Source organism: Pseudomonas sp. MH9.3 (genome assembly GCF_034354675.1).
Classification (GTDB): Bacteria; Pseudomonadota; Gammaproteobacteria; order Pseudomonadales; family Pseudomonadaceae; genus Aquipseudomonas.
Genome location: NZ_CP133785.1, coordinates 3,700,243 through 3,724,276 on the forward strand (window position 1 = coordinate 3,700,243; position 24,034 = coordinate 3,724,276).

Annotated in this window: 22 protein-coding genes; 11 read left to right on the forward strand and 11 right to left on the reverse strand. The window is 61.0% G+C overall.

Annotated features, from left to right (window positions below):
* The first annotated feature begins 20 nt into the window (after positions 1-20).
* The 3 genes from dnaN to gyrB are packed head-to-tail and all read left to right on the forward strand — an operon-like array spanning position 21 to position 4,670.
* Complete coding sequence (dnaN, locus tag RHM60_RS16465; RefSeq protein WP_209986680.1) at positions 21-1,124, forward strand: DNA polymerase III subunit beta; 1,104 nt, start codon at positions 21-23, stop codon at positions 1,122-1,124.
* 20 nt (positions 1,125-1,144) lie between these two features.
* A complete protein-coding gene (gene recF / locus RHM60_RS16470; RefSeq protein WP_209986685.1) occupies positions 1,145-2,248 on the forward strand; it encodes a DNA replication/repair protein RecF in 1,104 nt (367 codons plus the stop codon).
* Between the two features lie 4 nt (positions 2,249-2,252).
* Positions 2,253-4,670, forward strand: a complete 2,418-nt coding sequence (gene gyrB / locus RHM60_RS16475) for a DNA topoisomerase (ATP-hydrolyzing) subunit B (RefSeq protein ID WP_322212224.1) — start codon at positions 2,253-2,255, stop codon at positions 4,668-4,670.
* Positions 4,671-4,764: 94 nt separating this feature from the next.
* Here gyrB and RHM60_RS16480 read toward each other — a convergent pair whose 3' ends face one another.
* A complete protein-coding gene (locus RHM60_RS16480) occupies positions 4,765-5,487 on the reverse strand; it encodes a response regulator transcription factor (protein WP_209986691.1) in 723 nt (240 codons plus the stop codon).
* A 400-nt stretch (positions 5,488-5,887) separates the two neighbouring features.
* Between RHM60_RS16480 and RHM60_RS16485 the strand changes: the two genes are divergently transcribed.
* Complete coding sequence (locus RHM60_RS16485; protein WP_322214633.1) at positions 5,888-7,513, forward strand: sensor histidine kinase; 1,626 nt, start codon at positions 5,888-5,890, stop codon at positions 7,511-7,513.
* A gap of 178 nt (positions 7,514-7,691) precedes the next feature.
* Here the strand turns inward: RHM60_RS16485 and RHM60_RS16490 are convergent, their stop codons facing one another.
* The 4 genes from RHM60_RS16490 to glyQ all read right to left on the reverse strand — a co-directional run bounded on the left by RHM60_RS16490 (position 7,692) and on the right by glyQ (position 12,091).
* A complete protein-coding gene (locus RHM60_RS16490) occupies positions 7,692-8,462 on the reverse strand; it encodes a lysophospholipid acyltransferase family protein (RefSeq protein ID WP_209986693.1) in 771 nt (256 codons plus the stop codon).
* 85 nt (positions 8,463-8,547) lie between these two features.
* Entirely contained in the window at positions 8,548-9,087 is a 540-nt protein-coding gene (gene gmhB, locus RHM60_RS16495) for a D-glycero-beta-D-manno-heptose 1,7-bisphosphate 7-phosphatase (RefSeq protein ID WP_322214634.1), read from the reverse strand.
* Positions 9,087-11,141 carry a glycine--tRNA ligase subunit beta gene (glyS, locus tag RHM60_RS16500; RefSeq protein ID WP_209986696.1) on the reverse strand — a complete coding sequence of 685 codons (2,055 nt, stop codon included), beginning with the start codon at positions 11,139-11,141 and terminating at the stop codon, positions 9,087-9,089. Before glyS ends, gmhB begins: the two co-directional genes overlap by 1 nt.
* Positions 11,138-12,091 carry a glycine--tRNA ligase subunit alpha gene (glyQ, locus tag RHM60_RS16505; RefSeq protein ID WP_003213601.1) on the reverse strand — a complete coding sequence of 318 codons (954 nt, stop codon included), beginning with the start codon at positions 12,089-12,091 and terminating at the stop codon, positions 11,138-11,140. Before glyQ ends, glyS begins: the two co-directional genes overlap by 4 nt.
* An 81-nt stretch (positions 12,092-12,172) precedes the next feature.
* Between glyQ and RHM60_RS16510 the strand changes: the two genes are divergently transcribed.
* On the forward strand, positions 12,173-12,730 hold the full coding sequence (locus tag RHM60_RS16510; RefSeq protein WP_209986699.1) for a DNA-3-methyladenine glycosylase I: 558 nt from the start codon (positions 12,173-12,175) through the stop codon (positions 12,728-12,730).
* 40 nt (positions 12,731-12,770) lie between these two features.
* A complete protein-coding gene (locus RHM60_RS16515; protein ID WP_322212225.1) occupies positions 12,771-13,658 on the forward strand; it encodes a lysophospholipid acyltransferase in 888 nt (295 codons plus the stop codon).
* A 122-nt stretch (positions 13,659-13,780) separates the two neighbouring features.
* On the opposite strand, the gene RHM60_RS16520 is transcribed toward RHM60_RS16515, so the two are convergent.
* The 5 genes from RHM60_RS16520 to def form a co-directional block, all read right to left on the reverse strand.
* Positions 13,781-14,092, reverse strand: a complete 312-nt coding sequence (locus RHM60_RS16520; protein ID WP_209986705.1) for a hypothetical protein — start codon at positions 14,090-14,092, stop codon at positions 13,781-13,783.
* An 18-nt stretch (positions 14,093-14,110) separates the two neighbouring features.
* Positions 14,111-15,484: a Trk system potassium transporter TrkA gene (gene trkA, locus RHM60_RS16525; RefSeq protein WP_209986708.1), complete on the reverse strand. Its 1,374-nt coding sequence runs from the start codon at positions 15,482-15,484 to the stop codon at positions 14,111-14,113.
* Between the two features lie 22 nt (positions 15,485-15,506).
* Complete coding sequence (rsmB, locus tag RHM60_RS16530; protein WP_322212226.1) at positions 15,507-16,817, reverse strand: 16S rRNA (cytosine(967)-C(5))-methyltransferase RsmB; 1,311 nt, start codon at positions 16,815-16,817, stop codon at positions 15,507-15,509.
* Positions 16,814-17,767 (reverse strand): methionyl-tRNA formyltransferase, encoded by a 954-nt coding sequence (fmt, locus tag RHM60_RS16535; protein ID WP_322212227.1) that lies wholly within the window; start codon positions 17,765-17,767, stop codon positions 16,814-16,816. Before fmt ends, rsmB begins: the two co-directional genes overlap by 4 nt.
* 68 nt (positions 17,768-17,835) lie before the next feature.
* Positions 17,836-18,342 (reverse strand): peptide deformylase, encoded by a 507-nt coding sequence (gene def / locus RHM60_RS16540; RefSeq protein ID WP_003233625.1) that lies wholly within the window; start codon positions 18,340-18,342, stop codon positions 17,836-17,838.
* A 135-nt stretch (positions 18,343-18,477) separates the two neighbouring features.
* Between def and RHM60_RS16545 the strand changes: the two genes are divergently transcribed.
* Genes RHM60_RS16545 through RHM60_RS16555 form a run of 3 tightly spaced genes read left to right on the forward strand, consistent with a single transcriptional unit; the run spans position 18,478 to position 21,037 of the window.
* Entirely contained in the window at positions 18,478-19,257 is a 780-nt protein-coding gene (locus tag RHM60_RS16545) for a peptidoglycan-binding protein (protein WP_322212228.1), read from the forward strand.
* A gap of 59 nt (positions 19,258-19,316) precedes the next feature.
* Positions 19,317-20,420, forward strand: coding sequence for a DNA-processing protein DprA (gene dprA / locus RHM60_RS16550; protein WP_209986752.1), 1,104 nt, complete (start codon positions 19,317-19,319; stop codon positions 20,418-20,420).
* Positions 20,421-20,479: 59 nt separating this feature from the next.
* Complete coding sequence (locus RHM60_RS16555) at positions 20,480-21,037, forward strand: L-threonylcarbamoyladenylate synthase (protein WP_057006224.1); 558 nt, start codon at positions 20,480-20,482, stop codon at positions 21,035-21,037.
* Between the two features lie 97 nt (positions 21,038-21,134).
* Here the strand turns inward: RHM60_RS16555 and RHM60_RS16560 are convergent, their stop codons facing one another.
* Positions 21,135-22,112 carry an NADPH:quinone reductase gene (locus tag RHM60_RS16560; protein WP_209986754.1) on the reverse strand — a complete coding sequence of 326 codons (978 nt, stop codon included), beginning with the start codon at positions 22,110-22,112 and terminating at the stop codon, positions 21,135-21,137.
* 161 nt (positions 22,113-22,273) lie between these two features.
* Here RHM60_RS16560 and hemF point away from each other — a divergent pair, with 161 nt between their 5' ends.
* Entirely contained in the window at positions 22,274-23,206 is a 933-nt protein-coding gene (gene hemF, locus RHM60_RS16565; RefSeq protein WP_122457146.1) for an oxygen-dependent coproporphyrinogen oxidase, read from the forward strand.
* Entirely contained in the window at positions 23,206-24,024 is an 819-nt protein-coding gene (aroE, locus tag RHM60_RS16570) for a shikimate dehydrogenase (RefSeq protein WP_209986758.1), read from the forward strand. Before hemF ends, aroE begins: the two co-directional genes overlap by 1 nt.
* The last annotated feature ends 10 nt before the right edge of the window (positions 24,025-24,034 follow it).

Below are 24,034 nucleotides of genomic sequence, written 5' to 3' on the forward strand. Positions count from 1 at the left end.
TTAAGGCAAGGGACTAGACCATGCATTTCACCATTCAACGCGAAGCCCTGTTGAAACCCCTGCAACTGGTCGCAGGCGTCGTCGAGCGCCGACAGACCTTGCCGGTGCTCTCCAACGTATTGCTGGTGGTCGAAGGCCAGCAATTGTCTCTGACCGGTACCGACCTGGAAGTCGAACTGGTTGGGCGCGTGCAGCTCGAAGAGCCTGCCGAACCTGGCGAGATCACCGTGCCGGCACGCAAGCTGATGGACATCTGCAAAAGCCTGCCGAACGATGCGCTGATCGATATCAAGGTCGATGAGCAGAAGCTGGTGGTCAAGGCCGGCCGCAGCCGCTTTACCCTGTCGACGTTGCCAGCCAATGACTTCCCTACCGTGGAAGAAGGCCCGGGCTCGCTGACCTGCAGTCTGGAGCAGAGCAAGCTGCGTCGTTTGATCGAACGCACCAGCTTCGCCATGGCCCAGCAGGACGTACGCTACTACCTCAACGGTATGCTGCTGGAAGTCTCGGAAGGTATCATCCGCGCCGTGGCCACCGACGGACACCGCCTGGCAATGTGCTCGATGCGTGCCGATATCGGTCAGCCGGATCGCCACCAGGTGATCGTGCCGCGTAAAGGTATTCTGGAGTTGGCGCGCCTGCTGACCGAGCCGGACGGTATCGTCAGCATTGTTCTCGGTCAGCACCATATCCGCGCCACCACTGGCGAATTCACCTTTACCTCCAAGCTGGTCGACGGCAAGTTCCCGGACTACGAGCGCGTACTGCCTAAGGGGGGTGACAAGCTGGTACTCGGTGACCGTCAGGCCCTGCGTGAAGCTTTCAGCCGCACGGCGATTTTGTCGAACGAGAAGTACCGCGGCATCCGCCTGCAGTTGGCAAACGGCCAATTGAAGATCCAGGCGAATAACCCGGAGCAGGAAGAAGCGGAAGAGGAAGTGGGCGTTGACTACAACGGTGGCTCGCTCGAGATAGGTTTCAACGTGAGCTACCTGCTGGACGTGCTGGGTGTGATGACTACTGAACAGGTTCGCCTGATCCTGTCGGACTCCAACAGCAGCGCCCTGGTGCAAGAATCCGATAACGACGACTCGGCTTACGTTGTTATGCCGATGCGTCTGTAATCATGCTCAGCGCAAGCTAGATGTCCCTCAGTCGTGTCTCGGTCACCGCGGTGCGCAATCTGCACCCGGTGACCTTCTCTCCCTCCCCTCGCATCAATATCCTCCATGGCGCCAACGGCAGTGGCAAAACCAGCGTGCTGGAAGCTATTCACTTGCTGGGGCTCGCCCGTTCGTTTCGCAGTGCGCGACTGCTGCCGGTGATCCAATACGAGCAATTGGCGTGCACCGTGTTTGGCCAGGTCGAATTGGCGGAAGGTGGGCATAGCGCCTTGGGGATCTCCCGTGATCGGGGCGGCGACTTTCAAATTCGCATCGATGGGCAGAATGCACGCAGTGCCGCGCAACTTGCCGAAATCCTGCCATTGCAATTGATCAATCCCGACAGCTTCCGGTTATTGGAGGGCGCACCAAAAATCCGCCGACAGTTCCTCGACTGGGGCGTGTTCCACGTGGAACCACGGTTTATGGCCACGTGGCAGCGTCTGCAGAAGGCCCTGCGGCAGCGGAACTCATGGCTGCGGCATGGTACACTTGACGCCGCTTCGCAGGCGGCTTGGGACCGTGAACTGTGCCTGGCCAGCGACGAAATCGATGAATACCGCCGCGCCTATATCAAAGCCTTGAAACCAGTCTTTGAGCAGACCTTGAGTGAGTTGCTGGAACTCGAGGGGCTGACGCTGAGCTACTACCGTGGTTGGGACAAAGAGCGTGAGCTGAGTGCAGTGCTTGCAACCTCCCTGCAACGTGATCAGCAAATTGGCCACACCCAGGCCGGCCCACAACGCGCTGACTTGCGCCTTAGATTAGGTGCACACAATGCCGCAGACATACTGTCGCGGGGTCAGCAGAAGTTGGTGGTGTGCGCACTGCGTATTGCTCAGGGGCACTTGGTCAGCCAGGCCCGACGCGGGCAGTGTATTTATCTGGTGGATGACTTGCCGTCCGAACTCGACGAGCAACATCGCCGCGCGCTATGCCGCTTGTTGGAAGACTTACGCTGCCAGGTGTTTATCACCTGTGTAGACCACGAATTATTGAGGGAAGGCTGGCAGACGGAAACGCCAGTCGCTTTGTTCCACGTGGAACAAGGCCGTATCACCCAGACCCACGACCATCGGGAGTGAAGGCATGAGCGAAGAAAGAACGTACGACTCGACCAGCATCAAAGTGCTGAAAGGTTTGGATGCCGTACGCAAACGTCCCGGTATGTACATTGGCGACACCGATGATGGCAGCGGTTTGCACCACATGGTGTTCGAGGTGGTCGACAACTCCATCGACGAAGCTCTGGCCGGTCACTGCGACGACATCAGCATCATCATCCATCCGGATGAATCCATCACCGTGCGCGACAATGGTCGCGGTATTCCGGTCGATGTGCATAAAGAAGAAGGCGTATCGGCAGCCGAGGTCATTATGACCGTGCTGCATGCTGGCGGTAAGTTCGACGACAACTCCTATAAGGTTTCCGGCGGTTTGCACGGTGTAGGCGTGTCAGTAGTGAACGCGCTGTCCGAAGAGCTGATCCTGACAGTACGCCGCAGCGGCAAAATCTGGGAGCAGACCTACGTCCATGGTGTTCCACAGGAGCCGATGAAAATCGTTGGCGACAGTGAGACCACGGGTACGCAGATCCACTTCAAACCGTCTGATGAAACCTTTAAAAACATCCATTTCAGCTGGGACATCCTGGCCAAGCGGATTCGCGAACTGTCGTTCTTGAACTCCGGTGTGGGTATCGTCCTCAAAGATGAGCGCAGCGGTAAGGAAGAGCTGTTCAAGTACGAAGGCGGCCTGCGTGCATTCGTTGAATACCTGAACACCAACAAGACTGCGGTCAACCAGGTATTCCACTTCAACATCCAGCGCGACGACGGTATCGGCGTGGAAATCGCCCTGCAGTGGAACGACAGTTTCAACGAGAACCTGTTGTGTTTCACCAACAACATTCCACAGCGCGATGGCGGTACTCACCTGGTAGGTTTCCGCTCGGCACTGACGCGTAACCTCAACACTTATATCGAAGCTGAAGGTTTGGCCAAGAAGCATAAAGTCGCCACCACTGGCGACGATGCGCGTGAAGGCCTGACTGCAATCATCTCGGTAAAAGTGCCGGACCCCAAGTTCAGCTCCCAGACCAAAGACAAGCTGGTATCTTCCGAAGTGAAGACCGCCGTGGAACAGGAGATGGGCAAGTACTTCTCCGACTTCCTGCTGGAAAACCCGAACGAAGCCAAGCTGGTTGTCGGCAAAATGATCGACGCTGCGCGGGCCCGTGAAGCGGCGCGTAAAGCCCGTGAGATGACCCGCCGTAAAGGCGCACTGGATATCGCTGGACTGCCCGGCAAACTGGCTGACTGCCAGGAGAAGGACCCTGCCCTCTCCGAGCTGTACCTGGTGGAAGGTGACTCTGCTGGCGGTTCCGCCAAGCAGGGCCGTAACCGTCGCACCCAGGCTATCCTGCCGTTGAAGGGCAAGATCCTCAACGTCGAGAAGGCGCGCTTCGACAAGATGATTTCCTCTCAGGAAGTCGGCACCCTGATCACGGCGCTGGGTTGCGGTATTGGCCGCGATGAATACAACATCGACAAGCTGCGCTACCACAACATCATCATCATGACCGATGCCGACGTCGACGGTTCGCACATCCGTACCCTGCTGCTGACCTTCTTCTTCCGTCAGTTGCCGGAGCTGATCGAGCGCGGTTACATCTACATCGCCCAGCCGCCGCTGTACAAGGTCAAGAAGGGCAAGCAAGAGCAATACATCAAAGACGACGACGCCATGGAAGAGTACATGACGCAGTCGGCGCTGGAAGATGCGAGCCTGCACTTGAACGACGAAGCACCGGGCATCTCCGGTGAGTCGCTGGAGCGCCTGGTAAACGACTTCCGCATGGTGATGAAGACGCTCAAGCGCTTGTCGCGTCTGTACCCTCAGGAACTGACCGAGCACTTCATCTACCTGCCATCGATCAGCCTGGAGCAGCTGGGCGATCACGCACACATGCAGGCGTGGTTGGCGCAGTACGAAGCCCGCCTGCGCACCGTCGAGAAGTCTGGCCTGGTATACAAAGCCAGCTTGCGTGAGGACCGTGAACGTAACGTCTGGCTGCCAGAGGTCGAACTCATCTCCCATGGGCTGTCGAACTACGTCACGTTCAACCGCGACTTCTTCGGTAGTAACGACTACAAGACTGTGGTCACTCTGGGCGCGCAACTGAGCACTCTGCTGGACGATGGCGCTTACATTCAGCGTGGCGAGCGCAAGAAAGCCGTCAAGGAGTTCAAGGAAGCCTTGGACTGGTTGATGACTGAAAGCACCAAACGCCACACTATCCAGCGCTACAAAGGTCTGGGCGAAATGAACCCGGATCAATTGTGGGAAACCACCATGGACCCGGCTCAGCGTCGCATGCTGCGCGTAACCATCGAGGACGCCATTGGCGCGGATCAAATCTTCAACACCCTGATGGGTGATGCAGTTGAACCTCGTCGTGACTTCATCGAAAGCAATGCTCTGGCGGTTTCCAACCTGGATTTCTGATCAGGCAAACCCGTACGAAAAAGGCCAACGCTCAGCGTTGGCCTTTTTTATTACCTCGTCTTTACCAAATGCTCCACGTGGAACATCCCGATTTTTACCCTTCAGACGCCACGCCCACACTCTCCAACCGATACCCATACCCGTAGATCGTCAACAGTTGCCACCCGCGATCCGCCGTCAGCCCCAGCTTGTTTCTCAGGCGATAGATGTGTGTGTCCAATGGCCGTGACGACACCATCTCTTCATGGGTCCAGAACCGCTCGTACAAGTATTCGCGGGATAACGGCCGTGCCAGGTTAGCGAACAAGCAGTTGGCCAGACGGTACTCACGTTCGGTCAGGTTGATGGGCTTACCCGCTCGGGTCACGGTGAGTTGGGCGTCGTCAAAAGTCAGGTCGTTAAAGCTTTGCACCTCAGGCGTCGCGGATTTTTGCAGGCCATGGCGGCGCAGCACGGCGGTGACTCGAGCTTTAAGTTCATTGGGGCGAAAGGGCTTGCTCAGGTAGTCATCGGCACCGCTGTTTAGCGCGGCGACGATATCGCTCTCGGCATCGCGGCTGGTAAGCATGATTACCGCAGGCGGTGATTCCATGTGTTCACGGGTCCAGCGCAGCAGTGCGATACCGGTGATATCGGGCAATTGCCAGTCGAGTATCAACAGATCGAAGTTTTCCCGACGCAGTTGGCGCAGCAGGTCTTCTCCCCGCTCGAAGCAATGCACAGACCACGGCTGGTCCGATGGCCGGGGGATCTGTCGCAGTGTCTGTTCCACCCGGCGTAACTCAGCGGGCTCGTCATCCAATATCGCGACACGCATGGTGTGGGTCCCTTCACAAGAAATACAGCAACTGACGGCCCCACACAAACAGGGGCACATACTGCGCAGATGCGGGACGTTGAATCTGAATAATTGTGGTCAGATTGAACGGCCCTCAGCTTCTGGCGATACGCTGCTTCAAGGACTAAATCCTCGAGCGCGTGTAGGAAAGATACCGACTACTGCTGGCAAGTAAAAGGTTCGGCCGACACATTATCGGGAGGGTTCGATACGCCCGTATCGAATAGCCTATTCAGTGAACTGGAAATACGTTTCACTGGGTTCAAATCACGCCCACTTGTTGGCTTGCGACGAGCATGGCCTGGAAGGAGAAACCGAGGTCTATGACATTCCTTATCACACGCCTGCCATCTATATGTCGGCCTGCGGTGGCCAACCGATGAAGCTATGGGGCCAGCCGGAAAAGCGCCAACCCACCCACGCCCAACGCTTGTTCAACGGCCTGGTTCGCGAGTGGCTTTGGATAGGCCTACTGTTGTTGCCTCTCACAGCCTATCTATCCCTTAACCCATTCCTTGCCCTCGACAATCCGTTGTATGACGGCCTTCGCAGGCTCGCCGCGCTGTCCTCTGCCGACATGCAGATTCAGGCCGACGTACTGGGTGGTCTGCTGCGTGGGCGCACTATCGCGCAGGTGCCCGGTTGGCTGGCAGCACTGATGTCGACCTCGCTGGTGGCCTTGCTGCTCGGTCTATTGCTCTACCGGCCGCGATACGCGTCGTGGATGACGCTGGGTTGCATGGCCACTGCAGTGTTTGGCTCATTGGCCCTGTTGCGCATGGGCCATTGGTGGTCGCCTGGCGCCTGCCTGATTGGATTGCTGCTCAGCTACCTGATCTGGAATTGGCGCCGTTTGAGTGCGGTGCTCGCCTATTTCGGCTGGGAGCTGGCGCGCCTGGATGATGAACCCAAAGTGCTGCCGGAACGCCGCCGTGCGCCTGCCAGTAAGGGGGATGTGTTGCAGGGACGGATCTTTGCGCTCGAGCAGGCCGTCAGCCGTACGCGTGACACCCGCCGCTTCATGGCCGATGGCCTGGAATGTTTGCCGGTGGCGACACTGATTACTGATCCGCGGGGCAGTATCCTGCTGGCCAACCGCATTGCCCGGGAAGTATTCGGCAATGAGCTGGTGAGCCACAATTTGCTTGAGCAACTGGCGGACCTGGGTTACCCGCCCCTGCACAATGGCGTGCGCCCTGCCCTTTCGGCGCTCGAACTCGTTGAGTTTCGCGATATCCACCAACGCAGCTTGCGCATGGAGATTGCGCCTTTGCTACCTGCAGAAGGTGATGTCGCCTTGGGCTGGTTGCTGAGCCTGACCGACCTGAGCAAAGAACGCGAGGCCCAGCAGCACCGGGAAACCATGCTGCGCTTCCTGTCCCATGACCTGCGTGCGCCCCATTCGGCGATTCTTGCGCTGCTGGATATACACAGCGGTGCTTCCCCGGTATTCGCCCAGATCGAGCAACAGGTGCGACGCGCCCTGAACCTCACTGAGTCATTTGTTCAGTTGGCCAAAGCCGAGGCCGATGGTTATCACTTCCAGCCGACCCTGTTCGCGATGCTGGTGATGGATGCGTTCGATCAAGTGGCAGTGATCGCTCAACTCAAGGGCATCCACCTGCTCCATGACCTGGACGAGGCTGACGACGGCATGGTGTCAGCCGATCAATCGCTGCTTACCCGGGCGTTGTTCAACGTGCTGGAGAACGCGATCAAATATTCTCCTTCCGGCACCACCGTAAGATTGCGCCACAGTAGCACTCTGGGCTGGCTGGAATGCCATATCAGCGATCAGGGTGCAGGTATCGCGGCCGAAGATTTGCCCGAGCTGTTCAGCCAGTACCGGCGCTTCGAGTCCGCTCAGGGCAGTGAGGGCCTCGGTTTGGGACTGACCATGGTCAGGGCGGTCGTTGAACGGCATAAAGGGCATATCAGTTGCGAAAGTACCCTTGGCAAAGGCACTACCTTCAGTCTGCGCCTTCCCCTGCTGGATGACTTCTGAGACAGCTTTTGTCCTGTGCATAAAAAACCGGTCACAAGGACCGGTTTTTTAATGCCGAAAAAACTTATGCACGTTTTTCGCTTTTTTATTGGCTGATGAAATATGTATATAAATCAGATATTTATATGCATAAAAAGCCGATTAGCCAACAAACCGTACACAGGTTATCCACAGAACCTCATATCACTGGCGTATCCACCACGATGGGCTCGGGTGGCAACGAACCCATTGCCCTCTGTTGCGCCTGGTTCCACGCCTGCGCACGCTCATTCAGCGCCGCAATGGCACGCGGGCCCTCGCCTTCGGCATACATCGGTTCACCGATCACTACGGTGATAGTGCCTGGGCGTTTGGCCCAGCCAGTTTTCGGCCAGAACTTGCCGGCGTTATGCGCAATCGGCAGCACCGGCAGGTTGGCGTTGACCGCCAGCGCGGTGCCACCGCGTGAAAATTTTCCCACGGTGCCATAGGGCACGCGAGTGCCTTCGGGGAAGATCAGCACCCACACACCGTCCTTGAGCAGCTCATCACCTTTTTTGGCCACATGTTTGAGCGCGGCCTTGGGATTATCGCGATCGATGGCGATCGGACGCAGCATCGCCATCGCCCACCCAAAGAACGGTACGTAGAGCAACTCACGCTTGAGCACCTGACTCAACGGCGAGAAGTACGCCGACAGGAAGAAAGTCTCCCAGGTGCTCTGGTGGTTCGACAGAATCACGCAAGGCTGATCCGGCACATTCTCTGCGCCCTTGACCTCGAAACGGATGTTCAGGAACACCTTGGACAGCCACAACGCGCAGCGGCACCAATAGACGTTGATGAAGCGGTAGCGCGCCTTGAATGGCAGGAAAGGCGCGATAAAAAAGCTCAGGGTGCACCAGAGAAAGGAACTGGTGCCCAACAGCAGGTAAAAGAAAAAGGTTCTGATGGCCTGCAAAATCGACATGGCGGCATTTACCGTTGCGGGACACGGCCCGCCTGTTTAAAGCGCACTCCCGAACAGTCCTTGGCCAGGAAGTCGAGGGCTGCTGCTAGTTGTTGATAAGTTCTGCGGCAACCGCCGCCAGATCGTCAAAAATCAAGGTGCCTACCGGCAGGTTTTTCGCCTGGGTCTTTTCGCCTTTCCCGGTCTTCACCAAAACTGGCTGAGAGTCGACGGCCTTGGCCGCCTCCAGGTCACCGAGGCTGTCCCCGACGAACCATATCCCAGCCAACGGTACCTTGTAATGTTCTGCAATGATTTTCAACATGCCAGGCTTGGGTTTGCGGCAGTCGCAGCCCACGTCCGGCCCGTGGGGGCAGTACACCACCAGCCCCACCTCACCGCCCTGCTCGGCCACCAACGTGCGCAGGCGCGCGTGCATGGCGTCCAGGGTGGCAATGTCGTAATAGCCGCGGGCGATGCCGGACTGGTTGGTGGCGATTGCCACCGTCCAGCCGGCCTTGCTCAACTGCGCGATGGCCTCGATCGAGCCGGGCAGTGGTATCCATTCAGCCACCGATTTGATGTAAGCGTCGGAGTCGTAATTGATCACCCCGTCCCGATCGAGAATCAGCAGTTTCAACATGATCAGCCCAGTACGGAAATGTCAGCGATGTTGATAAACAGTCCACGCAGACGCGCCAGCATGGCGTAGCGGTTTTTCCGCACACCGGCATCTTCGGCATTGATCATCACCGCTTCGAAGAACGCATCCACCGGCTCACGCAGGGTGGCCAGACGCGCAAGCGCTTCGGCGTAGTTGCGTTCGGCGATCAGCGGCTTCACCGCGTTTTCTGCCTTGGCGATGGCCGAGTTCAGCGAGAACTCCTTGGCATCGGCAAACAGGCCCGGGTCGACTTCGGCGGTGCCGAGGTTGTCGGCCTTGCCCAGTAGATTGGACACACGCTTGTTCACGGCGGCCAGCGCATTGGCTTCGGGCAACTTGCGGAAGGCCTGTACGGCTTGCACACGCTGATCGAAGTCCAGTGCCGAACCTGGTTGAAGGGCACGCACCGACAGGTACACGGAAACGTCCACGCCTTCGTCTTCGTAACGCGCACGCAGGCGGTCGAACACGAACTCCAGCACTTGCTCGGCCAGACCAGCCTGCTTGACCTTGGCGCCGAACTGGCCGACAGCAAACACCACGGCCTGAGTCAGGTCGAGGTCCAGCTTCTTGTCGATCAGGATACGCAGCACGCCCAGGGCAGCACGGCGCAGGGCATACGGGTCTTTGCTGCCGGTGGGCAGCATGCCGATACCGAAGATACCGACGAGGGTGTCCAGCTTGTCGGCGATGGCCACGGCCGCACCGGTGAGGGTGGTTGGCAGTTCGGCGCCAGCACCGCGCGGCATGTACTGCTCGTTCAGTGCCAGCGCCACATCGCCCGGCTCGCCGTCGTTGAGGGCGTAGTAGTAACCCGCCACGCCTTGCATCTCAGGGAACTCGCCGACCATCTCGGTGGCCAGGTCGCACTTGGACAGCAGGCCGGCACGCGCCGCCCAGGCTGCATCGCCGCCAATGCGCTGGGCAATGTAGGCCGCCAGTTTGGAAACGCGCACGGCCTTGTCGTAGACGCTGCCGAGTTTTTCCTGGAACACCACGTTCTGCAGGCGCAGGTTGAAGTCTTCGAGCTTCTGCTTCTTGTCTTGCTTGAAGAAGAATTCGGCGTCGGTCAGGCGCGGGCGGACGACTTTCTCGTTGCCGGCGATGATCTGCTGCGGGTCCGTACTTTCGATGTTGGCTACGGTGATAAAGCGCGGCAGCAATTTGCCGTCCGCATCCAGCAGGCAGAAATACTTCTGGTTGTCCTGCATGGTGGTGATCAGCGCTTCCTGTGGCACATCGAGGAAACGTTCCTCGAACGAGCACACCAGCGGCACCGGCCATTCCACCAGCGCGGTCACTTCGTCGAGCAGGCCTGGCGGCACGATGGCGGTGCCTTCCTGCAGGCGGGCCAGCTCTTCGGTGCGCTTGCTGATCAGTTCGCGACGCTCATTGGCGTCTGCCAGCACGTAGGCGGCACGCAGGTCAGTGGCGTAGTTGGCCGGTGAGGTGATGCGCACGGCTTCAGGATGGTGGAAGCGATGACCACGGGAATCACGGCCTGCCTTCTGGGCGAGGATCGTGCAGTCGATGACCTGGTCACCGAGCAGCATCACCAGCCACTGGGTTGGGCGCACGAACTCTTCCTTGCGCGCCCCCCAGCGCATGCGCTTGGGAATCGGCAGGTCATTCAGGGAATCTTCAACGATGGTCGGCAACAGGCTGGCGGTCGGCTTGCCGGTGATCACCTGGCTGAACCGCAGTTTCGGGCCGCTCTGGTCGATCTCGCTCAGCTCGACGCCACACTTCTTGGCAAACCCGAGGGCCGCTTGAGTCGGATTGCCTTCAGCATCGAAAGCCGCCTGACGCGGTGGGCCGTCGAGGTTGATGCTGCGGTCCGGCTGCTGGGTTTCCAGCGCGGTCAGCAGCACGGCCAGACGGCGCGGCGCGGCGTAGACTTTCTTCGCTTCAAACTTCAGGCCGGCGCTTTGCAGGCCTTTCTCGATACCAGCCAGGAATGCATCGGCCAGGGTGTTGAGTGCCTTGGGTGGCAGCTCTTCGGTGCCCAGTTCAACCAAAAAATCTTGAGCACTCATTGTGCAGCCTCCAGCTTAGCCAACACTTCATCACGCAGGTCCGGGGTAGCCATCGGGAAGCCCAGCTTGGCGCGAGCCAGCAGGTAGGCTTGGGCGACGGAACGCGCCAGGGTGCGCACACGCAGGATGTATTGCTGGCGCGCGGTCACCGAGATGGCACGGCGGGCGTCCAGCAGGTTGAAGGTGTGGGACGCCTTCAACACCATTTCATAGCTTGGCAATGGCAGCGGCTGGTCGAGTTCGATCAGGCGCTTGGCTTCGCTTTCATAGAAGTCGAACAGTTCGAACAGCTTCTCGACGTTGGCGTGTTCGAAGTTGTAGGTGGACTGCTCCACTTCGTTCTGGTGGAACACGTCGCCGTAGGTCACCTTGCCGAACGGGCCGTCTGCCCACACCAGGTCGTAGACCGAGTCCACGCCTTGCAGGTACATGGCCAGGCGCTCGAGGCCGTAGGTGATTTCGCCGGTGACCGGGTAGCATTCGATGCCGCCGGCCTGCTGGAAGTAGGTGAACTGCGTCACTTCCATGCCGTTGAGCCAGACTTCCCAGCCCAGGCCCCAGGCGCCCAGGGTTGGCGACTCCCAGTTGTCTTCGACGAAACGGATGTCGTGCACCAGTGGGTCCAGGCCCACATGCTTGAGCGAGCCCAGGTACAGTTCCTGAAAGTTGTCCGGGTTCGGCTTCAACACCACCTGGAACTGGTAGTAGTGCTGCAGACGGTTCGGATTTTCGCCGTAGCGGCCGTCAGTCGGGCGACGACTGGGCTGCACATAAGCGGCGTTCCAGGTTTCCGGGCCAATGGCCCGCAGGAAGGTGGCGGTGTGGAAAGTGCCGGCGCCTACTTCCATATCGTAGGGCTGAAGTACCACACAACCTTGCTCGGCCCAGTATTGCTGGAGGGCGAGGATCAAGTCTTGGAAGGTACGCACGGCTGGCGTAGGCTGGCTCACGAAATTCACCTGTTACTTGGGCTGCGATTTAAAGAGCGGGAGTATACCCGATTCGGCCGCGCCACCATCCCCTGGAGCCTTATGCCACGCTGCTTTTGGTGTTCTGAAGATCCGCTGTACATGGCTTATCACGATCAGGAGTGGGGAACGCCGCTGCGCGATGCGCAGGGCTTGTTCGAGTTGCTTTTGCTCGAAGGGTTCCAGGCAGGCCTGTCCTGGATCACGGTTTTACGCAAGCGTGAACACTACCGAAAGGTGTTGTTCGGCTTTGACGCGCAGCGCTTGGCGCAGTTGAGCGATGCTGAAATCGACACGCTGATGCTCGACCCGGGCATTGTGCGCAACCGTCTCAAGCTCAACGCCACCCGCCGCAATGCCGCGGCCTGGCTGGCGCTGGAAGACCCGGTGCAGTGGTTGTGGTCGTTTGTCGACGGCGCGCCCAAGGTCAATCATTTCAAGGACCGCAGTGAGGTCCCGGCGATTACGCCGCAGGCCGAAGCCATGAGCAAAGCCTTGAAGAAAGCCGGTTTCACCTTTGTCGGCCCGACCATCTGCTACGCGTTCATGCAGGCCTCGGGCATGGTCATGGACCACACCGTGGACTGCGACCGTTACGCGGACCTGGCCAACGCCGGTTAGAATGCCGGCTTTGCGCACCACACACGATCAGGAGTGACCTGTGGAAAAGTTTAAAGGCGCCTTGCTGGTAGGCGCTCTGCGATTGTTTGCCCTGCTGCCCTGGCGCGCTGTCCAGGCTGTCGGCACGGCCATTGGCTGGATCATGTGGAAAACCCCCAACCGCTCCCGCGACACGGTGCGGATCAACCTCGCCAAGTGCTTCCCGGCCATGGACCCCGCCGAGCGCGAGCAACTGGTGGGCCGCAGCCTCATGGACATCGGCAAGTCCCTCACCGAAAGCGCCTGCGCCTGGATCTGGCCGGCGCAGCGCTCCATCGATCTGGTGCGGGAGGTCGAGGGCCTGGAGGTGCTGCACCAGGCGCTGGCATCGGGCAAAGGCGTGGTCGGCATCACCAGCCACCTGGGCAACTGGGAAGTGCTCAATCACTTCTATTGCAGCCAATGCAAACCGATCATTTTCTATCGTCCGCCCAAGCTCAAGGCGGTGGATGATCTGCTGCGCAAACAGCGCGTACAGCTGGGCAACCGCGTGGCGGCGTCGACCAAGGAAGGCATTCTCAGCGTGATCAAGGAAGTGCGTAAAGGCGGCCAGGTGGGCATCCCTGCGGACCCCGAGCCGGCGGAATCGGCCGGGATTTTCGTGCCGTTCTTCGCTACCCAGGCGCTGACCAGCAAGTTCGTGCCGAACATGCTGGCAGGCCACAAAGCGGTGGGCGTGTTCCTGCACGCCCTGCGCCTGCCGGATGGCTCGGGCTACAAAGTGATCCTGGAAGCGGCGCCCGAAGACATGTACAGCACCGACACCGCCACGTCCTGCGCGGCGATGAGCAAAGTGGTGGAGCGTTATGTCGGCGCCTACCCGAGCCAGTACATGTGGAGCATGAAGCGCTTCAAGAAACGCCCGCCGGGTGAAGCGCGCTGGTATTGATTCAAGGTAGGTACAAAACCAGTGTGGGAGGGGGCTTGCTCCCGATGGCGGTCTGTCAGCTAGACATAGATTGGCTGACACCCCGCTATCGGGAGCAAGCCCCCTCCCACATTGGGTTCCGGTTAAATCTGGCGGTCGAGTTTCTTCAGGAACACCGTCATCTCTTTTTCGGCCTGCTTGTCGCCATGGGCCTGAGCCGCTTCGATGCCCTTCTCCCACGCCAGCCGCGCTGCAGCGCTATCACCCAAGCCTGCATGGGCCTTGCCCAACAACTTCCACGCCGCTGAATACTTTGGATCGAACTCAACGCATTTATGCAGATGCTCAGCCGCGCGGGCATTGTCCTTCAAGTCCAGATAACCCTTGCCCAAGCCAAAGCGCAGCAGTGAATTATCCACGCCCTTGGCGAGCATTTTTTCCAGGGATTCGAGCATCGCAGCCACTCCGTTCGATCAGAAAAAACTCAAGCCCACGTGGAACAGCTTCTCCACATCACGAATATGTTTTTTATCCACAAGGAAAAGGATGACGTGGTCGCCGCTGGCAATCACCGTGTCGTCGTGGGCAATCAGCACTTCCTCGTCGCGAATGATCGCGCCAATGGTGGTGCCCGGCGGCAGGCCGATATCGCGGATGGCCTTGCCGATCACCTTGCTGGACTTCGAATCACCGTGGGCAATCGCCTCGATGGCCTCCGCCGCGCCACGGCGCAGGGAGTGCACGCTGACGATGTCGCCACGGCGCACATGGGCCAGCAAGGTGCCAATGGTTGCCAGTTGCGGGCTGATCGCAATGTCGATATCGCCGCCCTGAATCAGGTCGACATACGCTGGGTTGTTGATGATGGTCATCACCTTCTTGGCGCCCAGCCGCTTGGCCAGCAGCGAAGACATGATGTTGGCCTCGTCATCGTTGGTCAGCGCCAGGAAGATATCGGCGTCGGCGATGTTCTCTTCCATCAGCAGGTCTCGGTCCGAGGCGCTGCCTTGCAGCACCACGGTGCTGTCGAGGGTGTCGGACAAATGCCGGCAGCGCGCCGGGCTCATCTCGATGATTTTGACCTGGTAGCGGCTCTCGATGGCCTCGGCCAGGCGCTCACCAATCTGCCCGCCACCGGCAATCACGATGCGCTTGTAGGTCTCATCCAGCCGTCGCATTTCGCTCATCACGGCACGAATATTCGCCTTGGCCGCGATGAAAAACACCTCGTCGTCGGCCTCGATCACGGTGTCGCCCTGGGGCAGAATCGGCCGGTCGCGGCGGAAAATAGCGGCCACGCGGGTGTCCACATTGGGCATGTGCTCGCGTAACTGGCGCAGTTGCTGGCCGACCAGCGGCCCGCCGTAGTAGGCCTTCACGGCTACCAGCTGCGCCTTGCCGCCGGCGAAGTCGATCACCTGCAGGGCGCCGGGAATTTCGATCAGACGCTTGATGTAGTGGGTGACCACCTGTTCCGGACTGATCAGCACGTCTACCGGAATCGCGTCATTGTCGAACAGGCCGGCGCGGGTCAGGTAGGCCGCTTCGCGCACGCGGGCGATCTTGGTTGGCGTGTGGAACAGGGTGTGGGCGACCTGGCAGGCGACCATATTGGTTTCGTCGCTGTTGGTCACGGCCACGAGCATGTCGGCATCGTCGGCACCGGCCTGACGCAGCACCGTCGGGAACGACGCACGCCCTTGCACCGTGCGAATGTCCAGGCGGTCACCGAGGTTGCGCAGGCGCTCGGCATCGGTGTCGACCACGGTGATGTCGTTGGCTTCGCTGGCCAAATGTTCGGCCAGGCTGCCACCCACCTGCCCTGCCCCGAGGATGATGATTTTCATCCGGTCACTCCCTTAAAACCGTTCAGCCGCGCGCGGCGGCGATCTTGATCAGTTTGGCGTAGTAGAAACCATCGTGTCCGCCTTCCTGCGCGAGCAGTTGACGGCCGTGGGGCTGCTTGATGCCGGCCGTGGTGGCCAGGTCCAGCTCGCGCGCACCGCTGGTGCGCGCGAGGAAGGCCTGGATAACCTCGGTGTTTTCGGTCGGCAACGTGGAGCATGTGGCGTAGAGCAGAATGCCGCCCACTTCCAGGGTCGGCCACAGCGCGTCGAGCAATTGGCCTTGCAGCACGGCCAGGGCAGCAATGTCGTCAGCTTGGCGGGTGAGTTTGATATCCGGGTGACGGCGGATCACACCGGTGGCCGAGCATGGCGCATCGAGCAGGATGCGCTGGAACGGCTTGCCGTCCCACCAGGTGGCGGTGTCACGGCCATCGGCGGCGATCAGCTCGGCGCTCAGGCCCAGACGCGCGAGGTTTTCCCGCACGCGCACCAGGCGCTTGGCTTCGAGGTCCACCGCGACGACACCGGCCAGGTCTTTTTCAACTTCCAGGATGTGACAGGTCTTGCCGCCGGGGGCGCAACAGGCGTCGAGCACGCGTTGGCCGGGGGCGAGGTCGAGCAGGTTGGCGGCCAGTTGCGCGGCTTCATCCTGCACGCTGATCCAGCCGTCGGCGAAGCCCGGCAGGCTGCGTACATCGGCAGCCGCTTCGAGCACGATGCCATCGATGCTGTACACACAGGCAGCGGCTGCAATGCCGGCATCGGTCAGCAACTGCAAATAGGCGTCACGGCGGTGATGGCGACGGTTAACCCGCAGGATCATCGGCGGGTGTGCATTGTTGGCGGCGCAAATGGCTTCCCAGTGCTCGGGCCAGAACGCCTTGAGGGATTTTTGCAGCCAGCGCGGGTGGGCGGTGCGCACCACCGGGTCGTGCTCAAGCTCGGCCAGCAGCGTTTCGCTTTCACGCTGTGCGCGGCGCAGCACGGCGTTGAGCAGCGCCTTGGCCCAGGGTTTTTTCAGCTTGTCGGCGCAACCGACGGTTTCGCCGATGGCAGCGTGGGCCGGCACACGGGTGTACAGCAGTTGATAAAGGCCCACCAACAGCAGCGCCTCCACGTCCGCATCGGCAGCCTTGAACGGCTTTTGCAGCAGTCTGGCCGCCAACGCCGACAAACGCGGCTGCCAGCGGGCGGTGCCAAAGGCCAGGTCCTGGGTGAAGCCGCGGTCGCGGTCTTCCACCTTGTCCAACTGGGGCGGCAGAGAACTGTTCAGCGAAGCCTTGCCGTTGAGGACGGCGGCCAGGGCCTTGGCGGCGGCCAGACGTGGGTTCATTGCGCGGCCACCCCAAGGAGGGTGCCCAGGGAAAATTTCTCACGGCGGCTGTTGAACAAATCACTGAAGTTCAGCGCCTTGCCACCGGGCAGTTGCAGACGGTTCAGGCACAGCGCCTGTTCACCGCACGCGACCACCAGACCGTCCTTGCTGGCGCCGATGATTTCACCCGGCGCGCCCTCGCCTTCGGCCAGGGTAGCGGCCAGCACTTTCAACGCCTCGCCATTGAGCGTGCTGTGGCAGATCGGCCACGGGTTGAACGCACGCACCAGGCGCTCCAGTTCCACGGCCGGGCGGCTCCAGTCGATGCGCGCTTCGTCTTTGTTCAGCTTGTGGGCGTAGGTGGCCAGGCTGTCGTCCTGCACGTCGCCTTGCAGGCTGCCGTCGGCGAGGCCGGCGATGGCCTGGATCACGGCGGGCGGGCCCAGTTCGGCGAGGCGGTCGTGCAGGCTGCCACCGGTGTCTTCGCCGGTGATGGGGGTGGTGACCTTGAGCAGCATCGGGCCGGTGTCCAGGCCTGCCTCCATGCGCATCACGGTGACGCCGCTTTCGCTGTCACCGGCTTCTACGGCGCGCTGGATCGGCGCCGCACCGCGCCAGCGTGGCAGCAGCGACGCGTGGCTGTTGATGCAGCCCAGGCGTGGGATATCCAGCACGATCTGCGGCAGGATCAGGCCGTAGGCCACGACCACCAGCAGGTCGGGCTTGAGCGCGGCCAGTTCGGCCTGGGCCTCGGCGTTGCGCAAAGTCGGCGGTTGCAGCACGGGAATGTTGTGCTCAAGTGCCAGTTGCTTGACCGGGCTCGGCATCAGTTTTTGCCCGCGACCGGCCGGGCGATCCGGCTGGGTGTACACCGCGACGATCGCGTGAGGGCTGGCAAGCAGCGCCTTCAAGTGTTCGGCGGCAAATTCGGGTGTACCGGCAAAAACAATGCGCAGTGGCTCGGTCATGGGAGGTCTCGGTTAAAAACAGTCACAAAAGAAAAAGGCTTGCCGCAGCAAGCCTTTGGAAGGAGGCATCAAGCTTGCTGGCGATGCTTTTTTTCCAGCTTCTTCTTGATCCGATCACGCTTGAGCGTGGACAGATAATCGACAAACAGCTTGCCGTTGAGGTGGTCGCATTCGTGCTGGATGCACACCGCCAGCAGGCCTTCGGCAATCAGTTCGAAGGGCTTGCCGTCGCGGTCCAGGGCCTTGATCTTCACGCGCAGCGGGCGCTCGACGCTCTCGTAGAACTCCGGCACCGACAGGCAGCCTTCCTGGTACTCGCCCATCTCGTCGGTCAGCGGCTCGAACTCGGGGTTGATGTACACCTTCGGCTCGCTGCGGTCTTCGGACAGGTCCATGACCACCACGCGCAGGTGAACATTGACCTGGGTCGCGGCGAGACCGATGCCCGGCGCTTCATACATTGTTTCAAACATGTCATCGACCAACTGACGAACCTTGTCGTCCACTACGGCCACCGGCTTGGCGATCGTGCGCAGGCGCGAGTCGGGAAATTCGAGGATGTTCAAAATAGCCATAAGCGTAATTGCTGCACATGTGAGGTAGAGGCAAATCGGCGGTGGGATGGACCCAGGCAGCCGGTGTGAAACGTTCGAAAGCCGCGAAGGCGCTGACGTTTCACGCGAACGCACATAATAAAGGAGATTCACCCCATGAGGAAATCGCTACTCGTCTTGCTGCTCTGGGCCCCGTTTGCCACGGCCCTGATCCCCCCGCCTGGCCCACGCCTGGATCACACCACGCAACGGGCCATCCAGCGGTTTTTGTTGCACAACCGCATTTTTGACTCACCCCAGGACCTGGACAATGCACCCTACATCATCGCGGCGGGCGCCGGCCGTGTGTTGGGCGCCAACGATGAGCGCGTGCATGCCAGAGGCAACCTGGACCCTTCCCAGCCCATTTACGGAATATTCCGACGCGGCAAGGCCTACACCGATCCTCGAACCCAGGAGTTGTTGGGCGTCAACGCCGACGACATCGGCACTGCGCGTTTTATAACCGCCGGCGACCTCAGCACGCTTGCCGTTCAGCGGATCACTCAGGAGATACGTCCTGGCGACCGCCTGCTCCGCGCACCGTCGCCGATTGCGCTGAAACGCCTGGACGCTGCGCAGCCTGGGCCTTTCATCGAAGGCACGATCATCGATATCCCCAAGGGTGTGACCCAGATCGGCGTACTTGACGCCGTGACCCTGAACAAGGGGCGCCGGGACGGCCTGATCGAAGGCCAGGTGCTCAGCGTAATCAAAGCCGGCGCCAGCGTGCGCGACGTTCTTACCGGCGCGTTGGTGACCCTTCCCGATGCACGTGCGGGCACCCTGCTGGTGTTTCGCACTTACGAAAAACTCAGCTACGGCCTGGTGCTCAAGGCCTCCCAACCGCTGGCCGTACAGGACCGCTTTGAGACAGCCGTCAAACACAATGAATAGGTTGCTAAATAAGTTACCAACAGAGTTATCCACAAGTTGTTCCGGTCAAGGATGATCCTATGCTCGCGATAAACCGCAACGAAATATCCCCATCAGAACTGGAAGCAAGGCTGCGCCTGCACCGGCTGCCGGAACTGGGCCCGAAGCGTTTTCAGCTGCTGATCGAAGCGTTCGGCTCGGCCTCCAGCGCCATCAGTGCGCCGGCCAGTGCCTGGCGTTCACTCGGGTTGCCGGCCAGCAGCGCCGACGCTCGGCGCAGCCCCGAAGTCCGTGAGGGCGCCGCTGTGGCATTGGCCTGGCTTGAGCGTGCGGGCCAGCATTTACTGATGTGGGACCAACCCGAGTACCCCGCCTTGCTTGCCGAGATCGATAGCGCGCCACCGCTGTTATTCGTCGCCGGCGACCCGCTGATCCTGGAAAAACCACAACTGGCGATGGTCGGCAGCCGTCGTGCTTCGCGTCCCGGCATGGACACCGCTGCCGCGTTTTCCCGCAGCCTGGCGAGCGCCGGTTTTGTCATCACCAGCGGCCTGGCCCTGGGAATCGATGGCGCTGCGCATCAGGCCGCATTGGACGTGGGAGGCCAGACAATCGGCGTGCTCGGCACCGGCCTGGAAAATCTTTATCCACAGCGCCACCGGCGGCTCGCCGCCGCGATGATTGACCAGGGCAGCGCCGTGGTTTCCGAGTTCCCGCTGGACGCCGCGCCCCAGGCGGGCAACTTCCCGCGGCGCAATCGCATCATCAGTGGCCTGTCCCTGGGGGTGCTGGTGGTGGAAGCGAGCATGGCCAGCGGTTCGCTGATCACGGCGAAACTGGCGGCCGAGCAAGGGCGCGAGGTCTATGCGATTCCGGGGTCCATCCATCATCCCGGGGCCAAGGGCTGTCATCAGTTGATCCGCGATGGCGCGATGCTGGTGGAAACCATCGAGCATATCCTCGAAGGATTGCGCGGCTGGCAGGCCTTGTCACGCCCTGCGCCGCTGCCGGTCACCCATCCGCTGGTAGCGTTGCTGCATGCCGCGCCGCACACCAGCGAGGCTTTGGCGATTGCCAGCGGACGACCGTTGTCCCAGGTACTTGCCACCCTCACGGAACTGGAGCTCGAAGGTCAGGTGATCAGCGAGAGCGGGCGTTGGCTTGCGCGCTGCCAGGCTTTGTAGCTGGGTTTTGTAAGGAAGATCGGTAAACTGCGCAGAGCTTTTGTCTGGAGAGTGAGCAAATGGTCAACAGGTGGCGTGTGCTGGAAACCGCACGGGAAATTCGCGCAGGCGCGGTGATTGCCTATCCAACCGAAGCCGTCTGGGGCCTGGGCTGTGACCCGTGGAACGAAGAAGCGGTGGACCGCCTGCTGGCGATCAAGAACCGCTCGGTGGACAAAGGCCTGATTCTGGTGGCGGACACGATTCGCCAGTTCGACTTTCTGTTCGAAGACTTCCCGCAGGATTGGATCGACCGCATGGCCAGCACCTGGCCAGGGCCGAACACCTGGCTGGTGCCTCATCAGGATTTATTGCCGGAATGGGTGACCGGTGTGCACGACACGGTGGCGCTGCGGGTCACCGATCACCCGCTGGTGCGGGACCTGTGCTCGCTGGTGGGTCCGTTGATTTCCACCTCGGCCAACCCCCAGGGCCGCCCGGCTGCCCGTTCGCGGATTCGCGTGGAGCAGTATTTTCGTGGGCAGGTGGATCGGGTGTTGGGGGGCGCGTTGGGTGGGCGCAAGAACCCGAGCCTGATTCGCAACCTGGTCACGGGTGAGGTGGTGCGGCCTTCCTGAGACCGCGTCGCGCCTATCGTGGGCAAGCCCGCTCCCACACTTGATCGCATTCCAACTCGGTCAACAGGTGGGAGCGGGCTGGCCCGCGATGAGGCCCTCAAGGCAACAAAATAGTCGACCCTGTAGTCCGCCGCCCCGACAGCTCTGTCTGCGCCTTCGCCGCCTCCGCCAGCGAATAGCGCTGGTTGATATCAATGCGCACCTTGCCGCTCTTGATCATCGAAAACAGGTCATCGGCCATCACCTGCAAGTCCTTCGCGTTGCCGGCATAAGTCGCCAGCGTCGGCCGGGTGACATACAGCGAGCCCTTCGCCGACAGAATCCCCAGGTTCACCCCGTCCACGGCACCCGACGCATTGCCGAAGCTCACCACCAGACCCCGTGGCGCCACGCTGTCCAGAGACGTCAGCCAGGTGTCCTTGCCCACGCCGTCGTACACCACCGGCACCTTTTTGCCGTCGGTCAATTCCAGCACACGCTGTGCGACGTTTTCCTTGCTGTAATCGATAGTTGCCCAGGCGCCGAGGGATTTGGCCAGTGCAGCCTTTTCCGGCGAGCTGACGGTGCCGATCAGCTTCGCGCCCAGAGCCTTGGCCCACTGACAGGCCAGGGAGCCCACGCCACCGGCGGCTGCGTGGAACAGAATGGTGTCGCCTGCCTGCACCTCATAGGTCTGGCGCAACAGGTATTGCACGGTGAGGCCCTTGAGCATCGCGCCGGCCGCCTGTTCGAAGCTGATGTCGTCCGGCAGGTGCACCAGGTTGGCGGCCGGCAGCACATGCAGTTCGCTGTAGGCGCCGAGCGGCCCGCTGCCGTAGGCCACGCGGTCGCCCACCTTGAATTGGCTGACTTCGCTGCCCACCGCGTCGACCACGCCCGCACCTTCTGCACCCAGGCCCGATGGCAAGGCCGGCGGTGCGTAAAGGCCGCTGCGGAAATAGGTGTCGATGAAGTTCAGGCCGATGGCCTCATTGCGCACCCGCACCTGTTGTGGGCCGGGCTCTGCAGGCGTGTAGTCCACGTACTCGAGCACGTCGGGGCCGCCATGGGCGCTGAACTGGATACGTTTGGCCATCTGCACATCTCCTCAGGTTCGAATTCGCGTAGCCTCCTATCGGACTCCTAAGCTTGACCTTCGTCAACTGCGGCGGCGGCAGGTGCAGTGTTATCCTGTGCGCCCATTTGCCGCCGACGCCCCATGGCTTCGCGCTGCTTTGCCCGATTCAAGGTGACCTCATGACTACCCGCACCGAGGCTGTCAAAGCCTACCTGCTCGATCTGCAAGACCGCATCTGCAGCGCTCTGGAAGCTTTCGAGACGGACACTCGCTTTATCGAAGACGCCTGGACCCGGCCTGCCGGCGGCGGCGGGCGCACCCGTGTGATCGAGAACGGTACGGTGATCGAAAAAGGCGGCGTCAACTTTTCCCACGTATTCGGCAGCGGTTTGCCGCCCTCCGCCAGTGCCCACCGCCCGGAGCTTGCCGGGCGCGGCTTCGAGGCGCTGGGGGTGTCGCTGGTGATCCACCCGCACAACCCGCATGTGCCGACGTCCCACGCCAACGTACGCTTTTTCATCGCTGAAAAAGAAGGCGAAGAGCCGGTGTGGTGGTTCGGTGGCGGCTTCGACCTCACGCCCTACTACGGCGTTGAGGAAGACTGCATCCACTGGCACCGCGTGGCCGAAGAAGCCTGCGCGCGGTTCGGCCCGGACGTGTACCCGCGCTACAAGGCCTGGTGCGACACCTACTTCCACATCAAGCATCGCAACGAGCCGCGCGGCATCGGCGGGCTGTTCTTCGATGACTTGAACGAGTGGGATTTCGACACCTGCTTTGCGTTCATGCAGGCCATCGGCAATGCCTACATCGACGCCTACCTGCCGATTCTGCAGCGCCGCAAGGCCATGGCGTACACCGAGCAGCAGCGCCAATTCCAGGAATTCCGCCGGGGCCGTTATGTTGAGTTCAATCTGGTCTACGACCGTGGCACCCTGTTCGGCCTGCAATCGGGCGGGCGTACCGAGTCGATCCTGATGTCGCTGCCGCCGCAAGTGCGCTGGAGCTACGACTGGAAGGCCGAGGCCGGCAGTGAAGAAGCGCGCCTCACCGACTACTTCCTGCAGGACCGTGACTGGCTGGGTATTGCGCCGCCCAAGGCAGCACTGTGATGGACCGTTATGTGGTGTTCGGCAATCCCATCGGCCACAGCAAGTCGCCGTTGATTCACCGTATGTTCGCCGAGCAGACCGGCGAGCAGTTGGACTACAGCACCCTGCTTGCGCCACTGGAGGATTTCGCCGGCTGTGCCCGTGAGTTTTTCCTGCAGGGGCGGGGCGCCAATGTCACCGTGCCGTTCAAGGAAGAGGCGTTCCGCCTGGCCAGCAGCCTGACCGAGCGGGCGCGGCGCGCCGGTGCGGTCAACACCCTGAGCCAACTGGGCGATGGCACCTTGCTGGGCGACAACACCGATGGCGCCGGCCTGGTGCGCGACCTCACGGTCAACGCCGGGCTGACGCTGGAAGGCAAACGCATCCTGTTGCTGGGCGCCGGTGGCGCGGTGCGTGGTGCGCTGGAGCCATTGCTGGCCGAGCGACCCGCGTCGCTGATCATCGCCAACCGCACCGTGGAGAAAGCCGAATCACTGGCCGAGTTGTTCGACGATTTGGGCCCGGTGTCGGCCAGCGGTTTCGATTGGCTGCGTGAGCCGGTGGACGTGATCATCAACGCCACCTCGGCCAGCCTGTCAGGCGATGTACCGCCGATTGCGGGCAGCCTGATCGACCCGGGCAGGACATTCTGCTACGACATGATGTATGCCCAGCAGCCTACTGCGTTCTGTCGCTGGGCCAGCGAACACGACGCGGCGATCGCGATGGATGGCCTGGGCATGCTGGTTGAGCAAGCGGCCGAAGCATTCTTCCTGTGGCGCGGTGTGCGCCCGGATTCGGCGCCGGTGCTGGCTGAACTGCGCCGACAGTTGGCCTGACACCCATCCA